Here is a 20,999-nt window from a genome sequence, read left to right on the forward strand (position 1 = left end):
ATGCTCGGCTACAACGCCGAACAACTGCTTGGCAAAAACCTAGACGACCTGGTGCCGAGCTACGTCAAGCAGCTCGACTGCTACCGGAACCTCAAAGCTGCGGTGCAGAAAGGCGAGTCGGTTATCGACAACTACCGCTTTCTGCGTGCAGACGGCACTCTGGCGTGGATTCGCGCCATGTGGCAGCCGGTTCTGGATGACAGCGGCAAGCTGCTGACTCTGCAGTGCTACGGTTCGGACATCACGCAGACCGTTGAAACCGCCGCCGAGAACTCGGCGTTCATTCAGGCGTTGCTGCGCTCCACGGCGGTGATCGAGTTCGACCTTGCCGGCCACGTCTTGACGGCCAATGAGCAATTCCTGCGCGGAATGGGCTACAACCTCGCGCAGATCAAGGGCAAGCACCACAGTATGTTCTGCGATCCACATGAAGTGAGCCAGGCTTCGTACAAGGATTTTTGGGCAACGTTGAACCGCGGCGAGTTCGTCGCCAGCCGGTTCAAACGCGTCGACAGCAGTGGCCGTGATGTCTGGCTGGAAGCGACCTACAACCCCGTTCACGATGCCCAGGGCAAGCTCTACAAGGTCGTCAAGTTCGCGACCGTGGTGACCGACCAGGTCGCCCGCGAAGAAGACGTCAGTCAGGCGGCGAGCGTGGCCTTCGAGATCTCCCAGCAGACCGATGTGAGCGCCCAGCGTGGCGCGGATGTGGTGCAAAACACCGTACAGACCATGCGCAAGATTTCTCAGGAGATGGAGTCGGCGTCGTCAGGCATCGAGGCACTGGGCAAGCAATCGCTGCTGATCAGCTCCATCGTCCAGACCATCGGCGGCATTGCCCAACAAACCAACCTGCTGGCGCTCAACGCCGCCATCGAGGCCGCCCGCGCAGGCGAGCAGGGCCGTGGGTTCGCAGTAGTGGCCGATGAAGTCAGACAACTGGCCGGCCGCACCAGCGCCGCAACCGAAGAGATCGTCAGCGTCGTGCAGCAGAACCAGGCACTGGCCGACGAGGCCGTGCGCGGCATGGCCAACAGCCGTAGCCAGGCCGAACAGGGCTTGCTGCTGGCCAACGAGGCCGGTTCGGTCATCGTCGAGATTCAGGAAGGTGCCAAGCAGGTGGTGGGTGCGGTAGGGCGGTTTGCCAATCAGTTGAAGTGACGGTTTCCTTGCGAAGAGTGCGAGCCGCTCAATCAGCATCATGGATCACGCAGACAGCGGACACTTGAGCCCAAATGGCTGGCGTGACCCGTGATCGGCTGGCAAGATGCAGAGCTGGTTTTTCCGCGAGTGCGTTTACAGGACGCGCAGGACTGCCGGTTCTCCCTCTGACAAGGAATCGTTGGATGCCGCTCGTGGTACTCGCTGTACTGAACGGCCTTTGCCTGATCGCTGGCCTGCTTTTCAACGCAGAATTGTTGAACAAGGCGGGCGCCGATATTCCCCTTCGGCAGTTGCAGACCCTGGAGATCTACGGGCAGGTTCTCGCTGCCGTGAGCGTCTGCCTGTTGGCATGGCGCCTGTGCCTGTGGGCTCATGGAAAATGGGGCCACTGGCGCTATCTTTACCGCTCACTTCTGCTCAGTACCCTGCTCCTGGCACCATCGACCTGGTGGGCACAGGGCGTGGCGCCGGATGTCATCGCCGAAGAGTTTCCCGCGAGTCTGCGGGTCTACAGCCTTTATGCTTACGTCACCAAAAAAGGCCTGCTTTACGATTCCCTGCAGATTCCTGGTATCCCTTATCAGGAATACCGAGACACAGGAGAGGGCAAGGCTTTCATTGCCAACCTCGGTGTATTGATGAGCGTTCAGGCGTCCTACGTCGAGCAGATCGACCGAAATTTTCAGGGTTTCGCCGCCGCTGTATTCAGAGGCTATACCCGTCGCAACGCGGACGCTCTGTACCTGCGATTACAGACAGAAGTGATTCCAACCCTTAACGACATTGCCCGTCAATATGCCGGCATCGAGAAAGCGCGCTCGAGCGGCGTGCCGGGCAATGAGCGCAGGCTTCTCGATCTGTCGAAACAGATTGATGCATCAGTCTCTCGACCGAGCGTCGAAGACTACGCCAGGTCGATCACTGCCGGCATACGCAACCGCAAGGGTATCGCCAATACGCCTGAAGTCCGCCACATGGCCAGACACGCGCTCGGACCTCTGTACGTCGAGGGGATGGACCTGCTCGCCAGTCGCGAGCAATTCAATAAATACCTCAACGGTATCGCCAGCAACATGGCCGACGATGTGGCCCACACAGATATTCATGGCGAGCAGGGCCTCACTGTTCTGAAGAACATGTGGTTCGTGCCCTGGTCATTGTTGAGTGGTCTTTTCATGGGCGCTCTCAACATCGTCGGGTTGGTGCTTTCAGCTTTCAAACAGCACGATTTCATCCAAAAGCGTTTGTGGGCATTCAAGGCGGTGGCAGTCGGCCTGATCGTGATAATTCCGCTGTTTGCCGACAACGCGATTCTTCAATCTTCGGGTTACCGCACAGCCTTCAAAAATATCGAGCAGGGGCCGACCTTTATGGCGGGCGTCGCGCATTGGGCCATGTCCGCCGAGGCCATGCTGTACAACCTCACCAAGCCACTGCTCAACACACAGTGAGATGTTTCAAAAGGGAGTCATTCAATTCATGCGCAGTAAAGTCGTTTCATCGATCCTGGCGTTGTCCATTGCGACTTCGCTGTCCGGATGCGCACAAATGGGTATCAGCAAGCAACAGGCCGGCACGATGATTGGTGGTCTGGCTGGCCTGGCGGTAGGTTCTGCGATTGGCAAGGGCAACGGGCAGATTGCAGCGGCGGTGATCGCTGCTGGTATTGGTGGTTACGTTGGCAACCGTATTGGCCATATGCTCGATGACAGGGATCAGCAGGCACTGGCATTGCGCACTCAGGAAGTGCTCAATCAGCCGGTCACTGTTTCGGTGCCACCGCCGGCGGTCTGGCGCTCCGATCACTCCAGTGCGACCGCGCAAATCAGCCAGGGCAGGGAGTACGCGGCGACCAGAACCGTTGAAGTCAGACGCGCCCCACAGGTTCAGGCGGTGCCTTCGATGAAACTGATCAACGCGCCTTACGTTACCCGCTCTGGCGTGAACGTGCGTGCGGCGCCTGATATGCAGGCCGACAAGGTGGGCGGCTTGCCGAGCAACACCGAATTCACCGCTGTGGGCTCGACCGGCGACTGGATTCTGGTGGGGCGCAAAGGTGTCACGGTAGGGTATGTGCACAAGGATTGCGTTCTGTCCAAGTCTGAAGCCGTCGCCAGGCGAGCGGCTTCAGCGGCCAATCTCGATACCATGGACGTCTCGGCCAGCAAGGAGACGCAGGCGTTCGATCTGGATTCGATACCCTCCCTGCCCTCCGAAAAGGTGGCGACCGAGACAGCATGCAAGCCGGTGAGCGTGAGTCTCGAGTCTGCCAGCGGGTCTGCAGAGAAGCAGGAAAACACATTTTGCAAACAGGTCAATGGCACTTGGGAGCTGATTTGAGTGTATCCGGTTTTCCGTACCCCTCTGGAATGGACCGATTCGAAGTCAATCATGGTGAGTAGGCTTGCTCGTCAAGCTTCGCAGCCTTCGAATAGAAAGCTGATGCGCAGCTCAGGCAGCACCTGCAACCTCGGGGTCAATTCCCTTCCAGCAACGTACGCAACATCCACGCAGCCTTTTCATGCACCTGCATGCGCTGGGTCAACAGGTCGGCGGTGGGTTCGTCGCTGACTTTTTCCAGCAGCGGGAACAGGCCGCGTGCGGTACGAACCACGGCTTCCTGACCTTCCACCAGTTGCCTGATCATCTCTGCTGCATCCGGCACGCCCGGTTCTTCCTTGATCGAAGACAGGCGAGCGTAGGTCGAGTAGGTGCCTGGAGCCGGGAAGCCCAGCGCGCGGATACGTTCTGCAATGGAATCCACGGCGGTGGCCAGTTCGGTGTACTGCTCTTCAAACAGCAAGTGCAGGGTACGAAACATCGGGCCGGTGACGTTCCAGTGGAAATTGTGGGTTTTCAGGTACAGCACATAAGTGTCGGAAAGCAGGTGTGACAGGCCGTCGACAATCTGTTGGCGATCCTGCTCGTTGATGCCGATTTCAATACGCATATCAGTCCTCAAGGGTCGGATGTCTTCAAAAGTGGGTTCATTCTAGAAAGTGCGGATCGTTAGCGGAAATCACCGTTGGCAATGGCAGTCATCTACACAACCTATGAGATGAAGGTTTCGTATATCTGTCCATCGGGCGCTAGGTCAGAGCGCCCGGCTGGGCCACAATGGCGCTTTTTCAACCCAAGCCTGCTGCGGCTGTAAAAGGATTCGCGCTGATGACGTTCTCTTTCAAACCCTGGCACCGGCGCCTGGCGCTGGTCCTTCCGCTGGCGGCGATGCTGGTGGCATGTGACAAGTCCGACAAGCCTGCCACTGCGCCGAAAACGCCTCACACCACGTACGCTCAGGCCAGTTGGGAAGCGCTTCCCGCTGTGTCCGATGCCGATCTGCTGGCCGGTTTCACCTCATGGCGCAGCGCGTGCACCCGTTTGAAAGCCGACGCAGTCTGGGGGCCGACCTGTGCGGCGGCGGCCAGCCTGGAGCCTGTGCCGAGTGTCGAGCAGATCCAGAAGTTTTTGCATGACCAGCTGCAGGTCTACAGCCTGCGCGCCGACAGCGGCAGTGCCGACGGTTTGATCACGGGTTATTACGAACCGGTCTATCCCGGCAGCCTGACCCAGACGGCAACGGCGAACGTGCGGGTGTATGGCGTTCCGGATGATTTGATTGTGGTCAATCTGGACAGCATCTATCCCGAGCTGAAGGGCAAGCGCCTGCGCGGTCGTCTGGACGGCCGGGTGCTCAAGCCCTATGACGATGCCGCCACCATCGGTGCCAATGGCCTGAACGCGCCGATCGTGGCCTGGCTGACCGATCCGATGGACCTGCAATTCCTGCAGATCCAGGGGTCGGGCCGCGTACGTCTGGACGATGGCTCACAAGTGCGTCTGGCGTACGCCGATCAGAACGGACGGCCCTATCGGGCCATCGGCCGCTGGCTGGTGGAGCAGGGCCAGTTGAAAAAGGAAGAGGTCACCATGGGCGCCATCTCCGGTTGGGCCAAGGCCAATCCTCAGCGCGTTCCCGAGCTGTTGGCGAGCAACCCCAGCTATGTGTTCTTCGGTCGTAATCCTGACAGCAACGAAGGCCCACGCGGTTCGCTCAATGTGCCGCTGACGGCTGGCTACAGCGTGGCGATCGACCGCAAGGTCATTCCACTGGGCAGTCTGCTGTGGCTGTCTACCACTCGGCCGGATGGCAGCAGCGTGGTGCGTCCGGTGGCGGCGCAGGACACCGGCGGTGCCATTGCGGGTGAGGTGCGCGCCGACCTGTTCTGGGGAACGGGTGAAGAGGCAGGCAAGCTGGCCGGTGACATGAAGCAGAAGGGTAATATCTGGCTGCTGTGGCCAAAGAACATGCCGCTGCCGGTTACGGAGTGAGGCTTGTTGGATAAACAGGCTGGGCCAGGGAGATGCTCACGCGTTCAGCAGCCACCAGAACCGCGTGAGGCTCCCCACGTCTTCGACGTAGTGATGTTGCGCACCAGACACCGGACACCGTGGGGGCTTGTCTCTTCAGTGGGTTACAGGTTGTTTGATAGAGGCGGCCGTCGTAATCACCGAAAGCGCTCACGCCCTCCGGACAGAAGCAGGTCTCAGCGTTTCTTCAGCAGTCGGTATTTGCTGCGAGGCCGCGCCTGCATGCTTCAGGATTTGATTCCACCCAGACGGGCATCTATTACAAAATCCAGTTCCCGGGCTGTCGCCACCACAGTGTTGAACGCCGGATGCCGCACGTTGAGCAGGTAGTTGTATTCCCGCGCAATGATCACGCTGGGCACTGCCAGCGCCAGACTGTCGTTGGACGCCAGCCAGGCATCTCCGAACGACGCGGTAGCGGGTGGCGCCGGTTCGTCGCGCCAGTCGGGCGGCAGGGTATCGAGGCGCGCATTGAGGATGTGTTCTTCAGATATCTTTAGCTCAAGCATCGCATAGTGCTGCGCCACCGCCGCGTTGCCCAGATGAACCAGCACTTCCAGCAGCGCCAGTGATTCGCTGCCCGCGCAATACACGCAGGCGTTGCCTTTACTGTTCCAGCGTCCCCCGTAGAGTTTTGCGCCTTCACCGTCGAGTGCCTGGGCCAGCCACTTGCGCTTGACCAGGCGATAGACAGCGATCAAGCCACGACTCCGTGTTCCAGACGACCGATCAGGTCGAGCACGGCCTGCGCTTCGGCAGACGTGGCGAGCATTTCCAGAGGACGTCGATTGCCGAGGCCCTTGACCGGGTTGGCCAGCCAGAGGCGAGTGGCTTCAGTATCGTCTTCGAACAGATCCAGCGTCGCCTTGTACACCGCCGCTAGGCGAAACAGGCGGTCACTTTCTTCTGGATTGAACTGACGCACCTTCAGCCGACGTTGCAGCGTCGCGGGCGCAATACCCAGATGCTCGGCCAGGGTGGAGCGGTTGAGGTCGGTGTACTGCGCCAGACGCTCGAAAATTTCATAGGGCAATCCGTTGCGCAGCGCCGTGTACAGGCTGTCGCCACGGGGCGGGATGCCCAGCTTTTGCCAGAAATCCTGCTTCTGGACCATCGCCGGATGATAGTCGCGGATGGCGAGAGACATGATTCACCTCTACTATCGAATGATTGTTTGTAAATCTATCATTTGATCATATGTCCATTCCGTCCGATTTGACAGGCATCGGGAAAAATACGGGCGGTGGGCCAATGCTGACAACGATCAGTTTCAATACGTGACGGCTTATGAAACTCTTCTACTATGACAGCGTGTCACTTCGAGATGTGGCGGGAGTGATGTCTATATGATATCTATCATGACACAGGTTTTGCAGTCAGTTGATCTGTAATCGTTTTAGTCCCGTTGCCGTACCGATGCTATCTGCCCTTGGCAGCCTGATTTTTTGCAGTGAGAACTACACGATGTCCACTCTTGCGCTATTGATATGCGACGACTCCAACATGGCGCGAAAGCAGTTGATGCGGGCTTTGCCTGCCGACTGGGATGTGTCGGTGACAATGGCGACCCAAGGGCAGGAAGGCTTGGAAGCGATCCGCAAAGGCTTGGGCAAGGTCGTGCTGCTGGACCTGACCATGCCGGTCATGGACGGTTACCAGACTCTGGCAGCGATTCGTGAAGAGCAGCTGGACGCCAAGGTCATCGTGGTCTCCGGGGACGTGCAGGACGAAGCCGTACGCCGTGTCATGGAGTTGGGCGCGCTGGCTTTCCTGAAAAAACCGGCCGATCCCGACGAACTCAAAAGCACGCTCGAACGCCTCGGTCTGCTGGGCAAGCCTTCTGCACTGCCTGTCGCTGTGGCCACGCAGCATACGGCGGGGCAGGGCATCATCAGCTTTCAGGATGCGTTCCGCGAAACGGTCAACGTCGCCATGGGCCGGGCTGCCGCATTGCTGGCCAAGGTGCTGGGCGTGTTTGTGCAGTTGCCGGTGCCGAACGTGAACATGCTCGAGGTGGGCGAGTTGCACATGGCGCTCGCCGATGCGCACAGTGACCAGCGTCTTACGGCAGTCTGTCAGGGTTACATCGGTGGCGGCATTGCCGGTGAAGCGCTCTTGATCTTTCACGACTCGGAAATCTCCGGCGTGTCAAAGCTGATGGGCGGCAATTCGCCCGACTCATCCGACATGGAAATGCTGCTGGACCTGTCCACGATTCTGATTGGTGCCTGCCTGAGCGGTATTGCCGAGCAGATCGATATCGCCTTTTCACAAGGCCATCCACAATTGCTGGGTGCTCAGGGCGGTATTGATGAGCTGATCCGCATCAATAGCCAGCGCTGGAAGAAGACCCTGGCGGTGGAGATCAGTTACAGCGTGGAAGGTCACAACATTCATTTCGATCTGCTGATGCTGTTCACTGAAGACTCGGTCGACCTGCTGACCAAAAAACTCGCCTACCTGATGAGCTGACCCCATGAGCAACGCTATCGAAATCAACGAGCTGCATTGGTTGCTGGCCGTCACGCAAAACATCGACGTGGGCATCGTGGTGCTCGACCTGAACTATCAGGTGTCGGTCTGGAACACCTTCATGGAGAACCGCTCTGGCGTGGTGCCTTACGTGGCCATCGGCAAGACCTTCTTCGAACTGTTTCCCGACGTTAACCAGGCGTGGTTCAGCAAGAAGATCGACAACGTCGTGACCCTGGGCACGCCAGCGTTCACGATCTGGGAGCAGCGGCCTTATCTGGTGCGCTTCAAGAACTACCAGCCGATCACCGGGCAGGAAGAATTCATGTACCAGAACACCACACTTTTCCCGCTGCGCTCGACCACAGGGGAAATCAGCCATGTGTGTCTGGTGATCTACGACGTCACCGACGTGGCGACCAACCGTCATCAACTGCAGGCGGCCAATACCGAGTTGCAGAAGCTGTCGGGTGGTCAGGGTTGAGGCTGCGTTCTTGCCAAAAGGCCTGCGTTGCCCCATGAACGCTGCGCCTTGCTCGTGCTAGGATCGCCATTTTTCCGCTGACGCTCAGGGACATCATGCGATCTCAAGCCACTCTCACTGTTTTGCCTGTCGAGCGCCCGCTGGTCGGGCGTGTCAGCCCGCCCGGCTCCAAGTCCATTACCAACCGCGCCCTGCTGCTGGCCGGTCTGGCGAAAGGCACCAGCCGCCTGACCGGCGCGCTGAAAAGTGACGATACCCGCGTGATGTCCGAGGCCCTGCGCCTGATGGGTGTGCGGGTCGACGAACCGGATGACAGCACCTTCGTGGTCACCAGTTCCGGCCATTGGCAGGCGCCGCAGCAGGCGCTGTTTCTGGGTAATGCCGGGACCGCGACGCGCTTTCTGACCGCTGCACTGGCCAACTTCGAAGGCGACTTCGTGGTCGATGGCGACGAGTACATGCGCAAGCGCCCGATTGGCCCATTGGTCGACGCCTTGCAGCGTATGGGCGTTGAAGTCAGCGCACCGACCGGCTGCCCGCCGGTCGCCATCAAAGGCAAGGGCGGTCTGGCTGCCGGGCGCATTGAGATCGATGGCAATCTGTCCAGTCAGTACGTGTCGGCACTGCTGATGGCCGGTGCCTGTGGCAAGGGGCCGCTGGAAGTCGCCCTGACTGGCAGCGAGATCGGTGCACGTGGTTACGTCGACCTGACCCTGGCGGCGATGCAGGCGTTCGGCGCCGAAGTTCAGGCCATTGGCGACGCCGCCTGGAAAGTCTCGGCCACCGGCTATCGCGCCACAGATTTCCACATCGAACCGGACGCGTCCGCAGCGACCTACCTGTGGGCCGCGCAGGCACTGACCCAGGGCGATATCGATCTGGGTGTCGCCACTGACGCATTCACTCAGCCCGACGCGCTGGCGAGCCACATCATCGCCCGTTTCCCGAACATGCCGGCGGTGATCGACGGCTCTCAGATGCAGGACGCCATTCCGACCCTGGCCGTGCTGGCCGCGTTCAATAATCAGCCGGTGCGTTTTGTCGGCATTGCCAACCTGCGTGTGAAGGAGTGCGACCGCATTTCGGCGCTGTCCCATGGCCTGTGTGCGATTGCGCCGGGGCTGGCGGTCGAGGAGGGGGATGATCTGGTGGTGAACGCCAATCCGGCACTCGCGGGTACGACGGTCGATGCTTTGATCGACACCCACGCCGACCATCGCATCGCCATGTGCTTCGCGCTGGCGGGGCTGAAGATCGCCGGTATCCGCATTCTGGACCCGGACTGCGTCGGCAAGACGTACCCAGGCTACTGGGACGCGCTGGCCTCGCTGGGTGTCGGCATTCAGCGCTGACAGCTGCGTTGCAGCCGTTCAGTCAGATACCGATGAACGGCTGCATGATGCGCGCAAACAGGCCGTGAAAACGCAGTGGTGAATCGGTGGCGAGCAGGCAGATGCATTCTCCATCGGCGACAGGCTGGTGATGGACGTCACTGTCCAGATCGGCGATGTCGCCTGCCTTGAAATCGCCCATTTCGTCCTGGAAGGAACCCTTGAGTACCATGGTCATTTCACTGCCACTGTGACTGTGCATCGGCATGCTGACGCCGGGCGCGCTTTTCAGCAGCATGAGAGTGCCCTGCGCGATACCTTCAGCCCGCACGCGCTGCACGCCGGGCGCGAGCGTTTTCCACTTCAGCTGACTCAGGTACTGGCCGAAATGCGCCTGCAGGCACGCGGGCAGCAAGTCGGGGTCTTCATTGGAGGCCAGCAATGGGTTGATCGCCGGGTTCTGCTGCGAAGCGGGTTCTTTCAGACGCTCAAGCATCGCGGCGCGTCCACGCAACGGCACTACGGTGCTGCTGTGCTGCTGCATCAGCACGCCGCCGATCTGTTCTGCCTCCCTCAACCTTGCCCGGCATACCGGACAACGCTCCAGATGCGCTGCTGTGACCAGCGCGATGCTTTGTGCCAGCGCGCCAGCGGCGTAGCTGATCAGTGTCGAATCATCCGGGTGTCTTAACATATTCATCAGGACTCCTCGATCCGGGAGCGCAGTTTCTGGAAGGCCAGTCGCAGGCAGGACTTGACGGTGCCCAGCGGCATACCGAGACGTTCGGAAATTTCGCGATGGCTGAGCGCCTCGAAATAGGACATGCGTAGCACCTTGGCTTGATCCGTCGGCAGGTTCTGGATGGCCGTGGCCAGTTGTTGCTCCTGACGCTGGCTGTAATCGAGCGTGCGGTCCTGCGGTGCCTCCAGCCGTTCAAGCTGTTCCAGCGAGTTCTGCACCTGCACCCAGCCCCGGTCCTTGCGCACACTGTCGATGTACAGGTTGCGCGCAATCCGGAACAGCCAGGTGCCCAGGCTCGCCTTGCTCGGGTCGAACGTATCGGCCTTGTGCCAAAGCCTGAGCAGCACCTCCTGCACCAGTTCTTCGGCCTGACCTTCCGGCACGTTCAACCCGGTCAGGTAACGCAACAGACGCGGCGCGAAGTGATCGTAAATGCGCATGAAGCTGTCGCGGTCCTGCTGGCGGGCCACGGCATTGACTTCGTTGATCCAAAGTCGGTTTATCGGCGAATCGCTGGATGGGGTGGACAAGTGGCAGAAGGTCCTGAGACTGGCAGTGATGCTCATGATCCACCTTCTGATCGTCGTTGTCTGGTTTTGGTTCGGAACGCCTTTGTGTTACGCAGGCGCAGCGGGAACGGATCACAGGGGAAAAAGGGGAATTGGACGGAGTTTTATCGGGTCTGGCGGGACGGATAGCGTTATCGGCTGTAACGGGCTGACTAAACGACCCAGTCGTTTACGCGCAAGCCCTCGACGCGACGGAATTCGCGCAGGTTATTTGTGATGACCTCCAGCCCGAGAGAGCGGGCATGGCCGGCAATCATCTGGTCGTAAGGACCAATAGGTGTGCCAGATCTGGCCAACTCTGCCCTGATCATCCCAGTGTGGGCAGCAGCATTACGATCGTATGGAAGGACCTCCAGGCGCGCAGCAAAGCCTTCGACGACGGCCAGGTTTCTTTCAGGGCTCACTGACTTTTCAGCGCCGTAAATGAGCTCCATCAAGGTGATAGCACTGATACATAGCTGGCCATGATGAAGATTGAACGCTTCACGTACGGACAGTGGTTTGTTCTTGATTGTGAAGATGCAGATATTCGTATCGAGCATGTACCTCAGCATCAGAACGATTCACGCAACTGATCGGCGGGCTGCTCTCGCTCTGTCATGAAGTCGGCGCTGACGCTGTCGCCATCGAACCAGCTGTTCCACGTTTCACCCGCTGGCGAAATGATGCGGGTTCTGCCCACAGCGACAACATCCACGCGTTTCACATCGTCTGGAAGCGCCAGCGCCTTAGGCAGTCGAACGGCTTGGCTGCGATTAATTTTGAATACTGTTGATTGCTCCATGAGAAATCACTCCGTGGCTGGGCGAGGGACAACTCAGAGTAAATTCTATTTGGGATATGTCAATGGTATATCCCGACTCCTGTCATTTCTGACAGTAGAAACCGACAACCCAGGCTGATACATCGGTAGGTGAACATCGTCACGTTCACGGAGCCGATCATGCGTCTTGTTGCCGAGCGGTGTTTGTCCGGTCTGATTTGCCTGGGTTCAGCGCTGTTGACCTGCGGGCTCACAGCCCTTCTCATCGCACCTGAACGGGCAGTCGCTGAGGCTGAACCTCTCGTGATCTGCACAACCGGAATACACACCATCGTGTGGTCACCGGGGCTTGCCAATGACAATCGCCTGGTCACTGTCTCAGCCAGGAGCTACTGGGGTGCCTGCGTTTCCCGGGACTCGGATCTGGCCGTCAGTGCTTCATCGGAGCAACGCTTTCAGGCGACGTTCTCCTGCCAGGCGCTGCGCACCCTGGCCTCGCCCATCACGTGGGTGATCAGGTGGAATGACCGCGTCACCAGTACCTACACGTTCAACGCAAGCCTTGAGAGGGAGGAAGATAAGCTCACGACCCTCCTTGTCGGTACGGGAAGCATTGTGGACGGTCGTTACAAGGGGGCCAAAGCGATGACTGTTTTCGTGCTGGGAAACCTTGATTCGAAAGTGAGCAACGAGTGCGCCAGCGCTTCGGGGCTGACTCAGCTGAAAGGCCCCTCGATGCTGATCATCTCACCCTGAATCGACAGGCTAAAGCGCCCGATAGAGCAGGCTGAACCCCAGCGTCATGGACTCGCCACGCTGCAACAGTTGCAACCCAGGGTGCCCCGGCAGGTGGTGGGCGTTGACCGGGTGGCTGACCGGTTCAAAGCAGAAGAAGTCCAGGTCCTGCGGGCAGAACACCAGAAAGTACTCGCTGCCGCTGGCCTCACAGTGCAGTTCGTAACCCAGATCCGTCTGGCGGATGACGCCACGTCCATCCCATTGGGTGAAGCCGTTGTCCAGTTTGGAGTGGGGCAGCGCGTTGCCGTGGCGGAAATCCCAGTCGGCGGGCAGGTCCCGCAGCTCAGTGGGTAGACCCGCTTTGTCGCACAGCCAGACCTGTGAGGCGTTGGCCTGCAGGCGTGTGTGCGGCGTGCGCGGCAGGTAGGGGTGCAGCCCCAGCCCGTGCCAGGCGGCGCGTGTGTCCAGATGGGTGGTACGCAACTCGATACTCAGCTGGCCGTCGCGCAGCGTGTAGCGCAGCCGGGCTTGATAGGCGAAGGGAATCTGGCTGTCGAGTTGCAGGCAGACGTGTGTATCGCTCTGCTCGCTCACGTGCCAGGCCTGCTGCCAGGCGCTGCCGTGAATGGGCAGCGCATCGTTGGCGCTATTGGGCGACAGGGCGAGCCAGCCATCGGGTGTGTCGAAGCCGCCGTTGCCGATCCGGTTGGACCAGGGTGCCAGCGGGTAGAGCGCCAGTTTGCGAGGCGTGCCTGCGGCCAGGGCTTCATCGGAACTGGGGCGCAGCAAGGGCTGGCCGCTGCTCAGGACCGTCCAGTTGACGAGGCTGCCGCCTGTCTCGGGGGCAAGGGTCAGCCGGGTCAGGCCGTCTTCAAGGGTCAGAACGTTCGCGGGCATGGTACGGAGCCTTTTCGGAAGTGACGGATTTCGGCGGTGAAGGCGGTGTGGCGCGACGCCAGGTCAGCAGGACGATACCACTGACCACGATCAACCCACCGATGACCTGGCCGCTGCTGAGCAGTTGATCAAGAATCAACCAGCCAAACAGCAGGCTCGCCACCGGTTCGATGTTCATGACCGGCGCATTGCGGGCGATGTCCAGGCGTGCCATGCAGATGAACAGCAGGGAAAAACCAACGCCATACAGCAGTACCAGACTGGCCAGCGCGGTCCAGCCGATGCGGCTTGTCGGCAGGTCCACACCGCCGGGCAGCAGGCCGCTGGCACCGGCCACGGCGGCAGCGATGAACACCACAACCATGGTCAGCATGCTGCGTACTGTCCCGCGCATGCTGGACAGCTTGTTGTCGGTGATCCACAGCGCGAAGGCAAACACCACCGCTGCGGTAAAGGCGTAGGCAATGCCTTCCAGCCACTGTGGCTCGCTGCTGCCGGGGTTGGACAGCCGGTGCGGCACGTCGAGTGCCAGCACCAGACCGAACAGGATCAGGCCCATTAGTGCCGCAGCCCGGCGCGTCGGTGCCGCACCGCCCAGCGCCCAGGTCAGCAGCGCCAGCAGGATCGGTGAGACGTTGACCACCAGCAAGGCCAGTGCGACCGGGATACGTGCCACGGCCGAGTAGATGCAGAAGCTCTGGGTCGCGATCAGCAATCCCAGCAGCAGTTGCCAGCGCCAGGTGCTGGCGGGCAGGTTGAGCCGTTCGCGTTGCAGCAACACCAGACTGACCAGCACCAGCAGGGTGACACCGGAGCGACACAGAATCGCCAGCAGCAGGCCGGTGTCATGGTCGAAGGCAATGCGTGCGGCAATGTGATTGCCGGCAAAGGAACAAGCCAGCAGCGCCAGTATCAGGACGGCGATGTGGCGGGGGAACAGGGCAGGGGCGGACATGCGGGACCAGCCTCCTTGGCTGGAAAAAGCGGCGCTGTCACGACCCTCGCGAACAGGCGCTCGCGAGGGCTGACAGTCAGTAACGAAGGTTCAGAGCACAGCGCCTGGCAGCCAAAGCGAGATTGCCGGAATGTAGGTCACCAGCATCAGAACCATGAACAGGGCCAGGTAGAATGGCAGCAGGGCTTTTACGGTCGCTTCGATGGTGACTTTACCCACCGCCGCGCCCACGAACAGCACTGCACCCACCGGCGGTGTGATCAGGCCGATACCGAGGTTGACCAGCATGATCATGCCGAAGTGCACCGGGTCTACGCCGACACTGGTAATCACGGGCAGCAGGATCGGCGTCAGGATCAGGATGAGCGGTGCCATGTCCATGATGGTGCCCAACAGCAGCAACATCACGTTGATGCACATCAGGATCACGTAACGGTTGTCCGACAGGGTCAGAAACGCCGTGGTGATCTTCATCGGAATTTCCATCAGCGTCAGGATGTACCCGAAGCTGGCGGCGAAACCGATCAGAATCATCACGATGGAAATGGTCCGTGCCGCCCGGTGCATCAGCTTGGGCAGGTCGCGCCACTTGTAGTCACGGTAGATGAACATGGTCACGAAGAACGACCAGACCACGGCGATGGAGGCCGATTCGGTCGCCGTGAACACGCCGGACAGGATGCCGCCCAGAATGATCACCAGGGCCATCATGCCCCACAGCGCTTCGCCAGCAATCTTCAGCGCCTGGCGCATCGGAATCACTTCGCCTTTCGGGTAGTTGCGCTTGCGGGCGAAGATCATGCACAGGCCCATCATCACCGCACTGAGCAACAGGCCCGGCATGATCCCGGCCATGAACAGCGACGCGATGGACACCGTGCCGCCTGCGGCCAGCGAGTAGAGCACCGAGTTGTGGCTGGGAGGTGTCAGCAGGGCCTGCACCGAGCCGCTCACCGTGACGGCAGTCGAGAAATCCCGAGGGTAGCCGTTGCGTTCCATTTCCGGGATCAGCACCGAACCCACCGAAGCGGTGTCCGCGACGGACGAACCGGAGATTGCGCCAAAGAAGGTCGAGGCCACGATGTTGACCAGTGACAGCCCGCCGCGTACGAAGCCCACCAGCACCCCGGCAAAGGCCACCAGCCTTCGTGACATGCCGCCTTCGGCCATGATCGCACCGGCCAGCACGAAGAACGGAATCGCCAGCAGCGAGAATTTGTTCACGCCGCCCGCGATCTGAATCATCAGGGCGTCGGCCGGGATCTCGATCCACCAGGCACCGATCAGTGCCGACAGACCCAGCGCATAGGCCACGGGCATGCCGATGAGGATCAGTGCGATAAAGCTGCCCAACAGTATCAATGCGTCCATTTATGCGGCACCTTCGCTTTCTTCAATGACGTCGAACCGCATGACGGAGCGGTGACTCTGGTCACCCAGGAACATCCTTTCCAGGACGAAAATCAGGGTCACGATGCCGCCGATGGGAATGGGCAGGTACGAGATGCCGACCCGCAGGCTGGGCAATTCACCGAGAAACTGGTTCCAGGTGGTAGCGCACAGCTTGAAACCCTTGAAGATCATGAACAGCGCAACGATGGCCATCAGGATCTGCACGACCACCACGGCTACTTTGCGCAGGTGCATCGGCATGCGATCCACCGCCATGGCCACCGCCATGTGTGCGCCGGCGCGGTAGCTGGCTGCTGCGCCGAAGAAGGTGAACACCACCATCAGCAGAATGGCGACCGGTTCCGGCCAGCTGGAGCCGCTGCCCAGCACGTAACGGGCAAAGATGCCCCAGGGAATGATCAGGGTCATGGTCAGGACCGACAGCCCCGCGATCCCGATACAGACTCGATACAGCGTGTCGTTGATGCGCAATAACGTATTTTTCATGGAGGCTCACCACAGCGGCGGCGAACGAGCTGGCGCTCGCCCCCGCGGCGTTATCGGACTGTCTTATTGGGCAGCTTGGGTTTTTGCCATCAGCGCAGGATCGGTCTGGACCGCTTCGATGCGGCTGATCAGGTCCTTGTAAGGCGCGCCGTATTTGTCGCGCACCGGCTGGGTCGCGTCATAAAAGGCTTTTTTCTGCTCTGGAGTCAGGGTGATGAACTCCACGCCTGCGGCCTTGAGTTTGGCCTCGTCAGCGGCCGATGCCTTGTCCCACAGCGCGCGCTCTTCCATCTGCGCTTCACGCGCCAGTTTTTTCACCAGGGTCTGCTGATCCGGGGTGAGCTTGGTCCAGGTGGTCTTCGACATCACCACCGGTTCCGGCAGGATCAAATGCTCGGTCATGGTGTAGAACTTGGCGTTCTGGTAGTGGTTGTGCTGGAAGTAGGTCGGTGGATTGTTTTCCGCGCCGTCAATCACGCCGGTCTGCAAGGCGCTGAAAATCTCGCCGGTGGCCATGGCGATGCCGTTGCCGCCCATGTCATTGATGGTGTCGATGAACACCGGGTTGCCCTGGACGCGAATCTTCATGCCCTTGAGGTCGGCGATGCTGCGTACCGGCTTCTTGGTGTACAGGTTGCGTGTGCCACCGTCCATCCAGGCCAGAGCGACCATGTTGAAGTTGGAGTTGGTGATCTTGTCGAGCATCTCCTGACCGATTTCGCCATCGATGATGGTGCGCATGTGCGCCTGGTCACGGAATACGAACGGCAGGTTGAACGCATTGACGTCCGGTACTACGGGGCCGACGATGCCGAGGCTGACGCGGGTCATCTGGATGGCGCCGGACTGTACCTGCTCGACGACTTCCTTCTCCGAGCCCAGCACGCCACCGGCGAACATCTTGAAGCTGATCTCGCCCTTGGTTTCTTCCTGCAGCTTTTTGCCCATGTTCTGCTCGGCCACAACCGGCGGATAGCCGGCAGGGTGCACTTCGGCGAACTTGATTTTTACTTCGGCCTGCGCGATGCCAGACATGCAGAACGCGAGCGGAAGTGCAGCGATGAGAAGTGTGCGTTTGAAGTCCATGGATATCTCCGATTTTCTTGTTTTTGGTCGGTGCTATTGGGTTCAGTGCTGTTGCTTCAGTGTGGTGGCTCAGTGTGTGGATCAATCCCGGAAAACAGGCTCCTCCAGGCCTTTGACGCCGGGCCGCAGAGCGAACACACCACCGGCGAGTGGTTGATCGCTCAGATCGCCGCCTGGGCGGATTGAGGTCACGAACAGGGTGTCCATGTTCGTGCCGCCGAATGCGCACATGGCGGGTTTTTTCACGGGCACGATCAATGATTGGTCGAGCTTGCCCTGTGGGGTGAAACGATGGATCAGACCGGCATCGTTGCCGCAGATCCAGTAGCAGCCATCGGCGTCGATGGCTGCGCCATCCGGGCGACCCGGATGGTTGTTCATGTCCACGAACAGGCGGCGGTTGTGTGGGGTGCCGCTGTCGGTGTCGTAATCGAATGCCCAGATTTTCTGCACGCTGGGGTGCGAGTCGGACAGGTACATCGTGTTGCCGTCGGGGCTGAACGCCAGACCGTTGGGCACGATGAAGTCTTTCAGCACCGGTTCCAGCGTCTGTTGTCCTGCGCTGTAGCGATACATTGCACCGACCACGGCACCGGCATTCATGTCCATCAGCATCGTGCCGGCCCAGAAACGCCCCTGACGGTCGCAACGACCATCATTGAAGCGCATGCCGGACTGTGCGTGCGTCACCTCGACCAGAGGTGTGGCGGTCAGGCTTTCACTGTCGCCGGGCTGCAGGTGAAACAGGCCGGTCTCCATGCCTGCGACCCAGCTACCTTTGCCGTCGGCCGCGATGCAAGCCAGCATCTGCGGGGCTTTCCAGTGGCGGGTGCTGCCATCGCGTGCGCTCCAGCGATGCAGGTGGCCTGCCGGGATGTCGACCCAATACAGCGCCTGATCGCGGGCGCTCCAGACAGGGCTCTCACCGGTAGCGTTTTGCGCATCCAGAATCAGTTCGGCATCCATGGCGCTCGTTTCTCCAGACTGTTCAGGTTGTAGATGAGCGGTAGTTACTCGTCGCCAAACGGCCCGGAAGCCACGAAGGCGCCGCCCTGATAGACCATGGCCGGATCATCGGCGGCTGGCATCGGCTGGGCTTCGACCTTGTCGCGAAACACTTCGGAGCTGTCCTTGGGGGTATAACCCAGATGGCTGGCCAGACGGTTGTCCCACCAGACGGTCTTGTTGTCCGACACGCCGTACACAACGGTGTGGCCGACATCGGGTGTATACAGGGAGCGCTCGAGCAGTTGGGTCAGGTCATCGAAGCTGAGCCAGGTGCTCATCATCCGGCGGTTCTGCGGTTCCGGGAACGAGGAACCGATGCGGATGCTGACGGTTTCGATGCCGTAGCGATCGAAGTAAAAGCTGGCCATGTCCTCGCCATAGGATTTGGACAGGCCATAGTAGCTGTCCGGACGGCGCGGTGACTGGGCGTCGATGGTTTCGTCCTGTTTGTAGAAACCGATGACGTGGTTGGAGCTGGCGAAGATCACGCGCTTCACGCCGTGACGGCGGGCGGCTTCGTAGATGTGGAATACACCGCAGATGTTGGCACCAAGGATTTCCTCGAACGGCCGCTCTACGGAAACGCCACCGAAATGCAGAATGGCATCAACGCCGTCGACCAACTGATGAACGGCGTTCTTGTCAGAGAGGTCGCAGACCTGGACCTCTTCATGGCTGCCGGCGGCCGGAGCCATTTCGGCGATATCGGACAGTCGGAGAATGTTCGCGTAGGGACGCAGCGTTTCGCGCAATACCTTGCCCAGGCCACCTGCCGCGCCTGTCAGCAGGAGGCGATTGAAGGGAGTCTGCGTAGTGTGAGCCGATGCCATGAGGAAGTTTCCTGATTGTTATTTTTGTCATCTGTTGTCGTATGACTTGCCGGATTATCGGCAGCCCCCGCGCTGCTTGTCAACGCGTCCAAAGTATTAAGTCGTCGGCTGGTCAACCGCCGCTCAGACGCCTGCGCATGACCAGGCCCACCCAGCGGAAGGGCCTGGTCTGATGCATCAGAGCAACGACAGCGGGTAGCTGATGAAGACGCGGTTTTCATCGAACTCGTTGGCGCTGAAGTCGCGTCGCAAGCTGGAGTTACGCCATTTGACGTTCAGGTTCTTGAACGTACCGCTTTGTACGGTGTATGCCAGTTCCGACTCCCGGCCCCACTCCTTGCCGTCGGTGATAGCGCCGGTGTGCACGTTATCGCCACTGATGTAGCGGTTCATCAGGGTCAGACCGGGCACACCCAGTACGGCGAAATTATAGTCGTGACGCAGTTGCCAGGATTTTTCCTTGGCGTTGTCGTAGCTGGAGTTGTAACTGTCGTTGGCCAGTGTGCCGCCGCTGGTGCCGTTTACGCGCATCCAGGCCGTGTCGCCGCTGAGTTTCTGCAGGCCGACATAGAAGGTGCTGCCGCCGTAACGGGCCGAGAGCAGGGCATAGGCGGTCTTGTTGTCCAGATCGCCGGCCAGCTTGTTGCCGTCTTCCTTGCCGATGAAGTAGCCCAGATTCGCGCCCAGGGTCCAGTCCCCGAAGGTCTGGCTGTGCAGCAGGTTGAAGAACTGCTGCTGGTAGATGTCCTGCAGTTCCGAGTACCAGACGCCGACCTGGGTGCGTTTTTCGTTGAAGACGTATTCACCGCCGCCAAAGTTGAAGCGGTCGGACGTGAAGGCTCCGCGACCGTTCATGGACATGTCTTCCATGCTGGCATCGTTACGCGGGCTGTTGCCACGGAACTGACCGCCATACAGCGTCAGGCCGTCGATTTCCTTGGACGTGATCTGTCCGCCCTGGAAGGTCTGCGGCAGTGAGCGGCCGTCATCGGAACGCAGGATCGGCAGCACCGGCATCCATTCGCCGACCTTCAGTTCGGTCTTGGAAAAACGTGCCTTGCCCGCCACGCCCAGACGACCGAAATCATCTGCCGGACGACCGTCGCTGTGGATCGGCAACAGTTGCGTGCCGCCCGTGCCGCGACCGCCATCGAGCTTGATCGAATACAGCCCCAGCACGTCGACACCAAACCCGACCGTGCCTTGAGTGAAGCCCGACTTGGCGTCGAGGATGAAGCTTTGCGTCCATTCCTCAGCCTTGCTCTGCGGGGCTGCACTATTGGGAAACGCGGGGTTGGTGAAGTTGCGGTTGAAATAGGCGTTACGCAGGTTGAGCGTGGCCTTGGTGTCGTCCACGAAGCCTTCGGCCATGCTCATCATCGGGCAAAGCAGCGTCATGCTGCCAACGCCCAGCAGGATGCGCGAACGGGTGGTGTGAGATGTCATTATTGTTGTGCTCCCTTGGTTTAACGTAACTGTCCTCTTTTCTGGCCTTGCACAGGCAAGAGCCGACACCGACGAGGATTATGTGATGCCTGTTTCCAGGCATGGCCCCGGCCGAAAGACAGCCGGGTACCGTCCGCTGACAGTCAGCGAAATCTATAAAACACGTGTGTCTTGGGGTGCTGCGAGAGGATAGAACGTTGCCGCGGCGACGGCGATCCAGAGGGTTACGCAAGGTAGAGCGGGC

General features: G+C 60.0%; 22 protein-coding genes and 2 pseudogenes. 9 read left to right on the top strand and 15 right to left on the bottom strand.

Features of this window, described 5'->3' with window-relative positions; genetic code table 11:
- The 4 genes and pseudogenes from KDX39_RS26645 to KDX39_RS16625 all read left to right on the top strand — a co-directional run.
- Positions 1 to 573: pseudogene (locus KDX39_RS26645) on the top strand (PAS domain-containing protein); the annotation flags it as partial.
- Positions 574 to 726: 153 nt separating this feature from the next.
- A pseudogene (locus KDX39_RS26650) lies at positions 727 to 1,161 on the top strand (methyl-accepting chemotaxis protein); the annotation flags it as partial.
- Positions 1,162 to 1,346: 185 nt separating this feature from the next.
- Positions 1,347 to 2,615 carry a hypothetical protein gene (locus tag KDX39_RS16620; RefSeq protein ID WP_231661104.1) on the top strand — a complete coding sequence of 423 codons (1,269 nt, stop codon included), beginning with the start codon at positions 1,347 to 1,349 and terminating at the stop codon, positions 2,613 to 2,615.
- Between the two features lie 28 nt (positions 2,616 to 2,643).
- On the top strand, positions 2,644 to 3,504 hold the full coding sequence (locus tag KDX39_RS16625) for an SH3 domain-containing protein (protein ID WP_231661105.1): 861 nt from the start codon (positions 2,644 to 2,646) through the stop codon (positions 3,502 to 3,504).
- 136 nt (positions 3,505 to 3,640) lie between these two features.
- On the opposite strand, the gene KDX39_RS16630 is transcribed toward KDX39_RS16625, so the two are convergent.
- Positions 3,641 to 4,114 carry a Dps family protein gene (locus tag KDX39_RS16630; RefSeq protein WP_004883263.1) on the bottom strand — a complete coding sequence of 158 codons (474 nt, stop codon included), beginning with the start codon at positions 4,112 to 4,114 and terminating at the stop codon, positions 3,641 to 3,643.
- Between the two features lie 218 nt (positions 4,115 to 4,332).
- On the opposite strand from KDX39_RS16630, the gene mltA reads away from it, so the two are divergent.
- Positions 4,333 to 5,496, top strand: a complete 1,164-nt coding sequence (gene mltA / locus KDX39_RS16635; protein ID WP_231661106.1) for a murein transglycosylase A — start codon at positions 4,333 to 4,335, stop codon at positions 5,494 to 5,496.
- A gap of 266 nt (positions 5,497 to 5,762) precedes the next feature.
- Here mltA and KDX39_RS16640 read toward each other — a convergent pair whose 3' ends face one another.
- Positions 5,763 to 6,236, bottom strand: a complete 474-nt coding sequence (locus KDX39_RS16640; RefSeq protein WP_231661107.1) for an RES family NAD+ phosphorylase — start codon at positions 6,234 to 6,236, stop codon at positions 5,763 to 5,765.
- A complete protein-coding gene (gene parS / locus KDX39_RS16645; protein ID WP_231661108.1) occupies positions 6,233 to 6,682 on the bottom strand; it encodes a type II RES/Xre toxin-antitoxin system antitoxin in 450 nt (149 codons plus the stop codon). Before parS ends, KDX39_RS16640 begins: the two co-directional genes overlap by 4 nt.
- A 317-nt stretch (positions 6,683 to 6,999) precedes the next feature.
- Here parS and KDX39_RS16650 point away from each other — a divergent pair, with 317 nt between their 5' ends.
- From KDX39_RS16650 to aroA, 3 genes are all read left to right on the top strand, one after another.
- Positions 7,000 to 8,007, top strand: coding sequence for a response regulator (locus KDX39_RS16650; RefSeq protein WP_231661109.1), 1,008 nt, complete (start codon positions 7,000 to 7,002; stop codon positions 8,005 to 8,007).
- A 4-nt stretch (positions 8,008 to 8,011) separates the two neighbouring features.
- A complete protein-coding gene (locus KDX39_RS16655; RefSeq protein ID WP_210042734.1) occupies positions 8,012 to 8,491 on the top strand; it encodes a PAS domain-containing protein in 480 nt (159 codons plus the stop codon).
- A gap of 95 nt (positions 8,492 to 8,586) precedes the next feature.
- On the top strand, positions 8,587 to 9,843 hold the full coding sequence (aroA, locus tag KDX39_RS16660) for a 3-phosphoshikimate 1-carboxyvinyltransferase (RefSeq protein ID WP_231661110.1): 1,257 nt from the start codon (positions 8,587 to 8,589) through the stop codon (positions 9,841 to 9,843).
- A 22-nt stretch (positions 9,844 to 9,865) separates the two neighbouring features.
- On the opposite strand, the gene KDX39_RS16665 is transcribed toward aroA, so the two are convergent.
- The 4 genes from KDX39_RS16665 to vapB form a co-directional block, all read right to left on the bottom strand.
- On the bottom strand, positions 9,866 to 10,522 hold the full coding sequence (locus KDX39_RS16665; protein ID WP_231661111.1) for a ChrR family anti-sigma-E factor: 657 nt from the start codon (positions 10,520 to 10,522) through the stop codon (positions 9,866 to 9,868).
- Positions 10,522 to 11,034 carry a sigma-70 family RNA polymerase sigma factor gene (locus KDX39_RS16670; protein ID WP_231661193.1) on the bottom strand — a complete coding sequence of 171 codons (513 nt, stop codon included), beginning with the start codon at positions 11,032 to 11,034 and terminating at the stop codon, positions 10,522 to 10,524. The genes KDX39_RS16665 and KDX39_RS16670 overlap by 1 nt, the downstream gene beginning before the upstream one ends.
- Before the next feature lie 251 nt (positions 11,035 to 11,285).
- Entirely contained in the window at positions 11,286 to 11,687 is a 402-nt protein-coding gene (vapC, locus tag KDX39_RS16675) for a type II toxin-antitoxin system tRNA(fMet)-specific endonuclease VapC (protein WP_231661112.1), read from the bottom strand.
- Positions 11,687 to 11,917, bottom strand: coding sequence for a type II toxin-antitoxin system VapB family antitoxin (gene vapB / locus KDX39_RS16680; protein ID WP_231661113.1), 231 nt, complete (start codon positions 11,915 to 11,917; stop codon positions 11,687 to 11,689). Before vapB ends, vapC begins: the two co-directional genes overlap by 1 nt.
- Before the next feature lie 159 nt (positions 11,918 to 12,076).
- On the opposite strand from vapB, the gene KDX39_RS16685 reads away from it, so the two are divergent.
- On the top strand, positions 12,077 to 12,652 hold the full coding sequence (locus KDX39_RS16685; RefSeq protein ID WP_231661114.1) for a hypothetical protein: 576 nt from the start codon (positions 12,077 to 12,079) through the stop codon (positions 12,650 to 12,652).
- Between the two features lie 9 nt (positions 12,653 to 12,661).
- On the opposite strand, the gene KDX39_RS16690 is transcribed toward KDX39_RS16685, so the two are convergent.
- From KDX39_RS16690 to KDX39_RS16725, 8 genes are all read right to left on the bottom strand, one after another.
- Complete coding sequence (locus KDX39_RS16690) at positions 12,662 to 13,531, bottom strand: aldose 1-epimerase (RefSeq protein ID WP_231661115.1); 870 nt, start codon at positions 13,529 to 13,531, stop codon at positions 12,662 to 12,664.
- A complete protein-coding gene (locus KDX39_RS16695; RefSeq protein WP_231661116.1) occupies positions 13,506 to 14,486 on the bottom strand; it encodes an EamA family transporter in 981 nt (326 codons plus the stop codon). Before KDX39_RS16695 ends, KDX39_RS16690 begins: the two co-directional genes overlap by 26 nt.
- 90 nt (positions 14,487 to 14,576) lie before the next feature.
- Positions 14,577 to 15,857 carry a TRAP transporter large permease gene (locus KDX39_RS16700; protein ID WP_099226746.1) on the bottom strand — a complete coding sequence of 427 codons (1,281 nt, stop codon included), beginning with the start codon at positions 15,855 to 15,857 and terminating at the stop codon, positions 14,577 to 14,579.
- Positions 15,858 to 16,385 carry a TRAP transporter small permease gene (locus KDX39_RS16705; protein WP_231661117.1) on the bottom strand — a complete coding sequence of 176 codons (528 nt, stop codon included), beginning with the start codon at positions 16,383 to 16,385 and terminating at the stop codon, positions 15,858 to 15,860.
- Positions 16,386 to 16,448: 63 nt separating this feature from the next.
- Positions 16,449 to 17,471 carry a TRAP transporter substrate-binding protein gene (locus KDX39_RS16710; protein WP_231661118.1) on the bottom strand — a complete coding sequence of 341 codons (1,023 nt, stop codon included), beginning with the start codon at positions 17,469 to 17,471 and terminating at the stop codon, positions 16,449 to 16,451.
- Positions 17,472 to 17,552: 81 nt separating this feature from the next.
- Entirely contained in the window at positions 17,553 to 18,437 is an 885-nt protein-coding gene (locus KDX39_RS16715; protein ID WP_231661119.1) for a glucurono-1,5-lactonase, read from the bottom strand.
- Between the two features lie 44 nt (positions 18,438 to 18,481).
- On the bottom strand, positions 18,482 to 19,309 hold the full coding sequence (locus tag KDX39_RS16720; RefSeq protein WP_231661120.1) for an NAD-dependent epimerase/dehydratase family protein: 828 nt from the start codon (positions 19,307 to 19,309) through the stop codon (positions 18,482 to 18,484).
- Between the two features lie 177 nt (positions 19,310 to 19,486).
- A complete protein-coding gene (locus KDX39_RS16725) occupies positions 19,487 to 20,755 on the bottom strand; it encodes an OprD family porin (RefSeq protein WP_231661121.1) in 1,269 nt (422 codons plus the stop codon).
- Positions 20,756 to 20,999 lie beyond the last annotated feature (244 nt).

The sequence above is a fragment of the Pseudomonas sp. CDFA 610 genome, assembly GCF_021147865.1.
Classification (GTDB): Bacteria; Pseudomonadota; Gammaproteobacteria; order Pseudomonadales; family Pseudomonadaceae; genus Aquipseudomonas; species Aquipseudomonas alliivorans.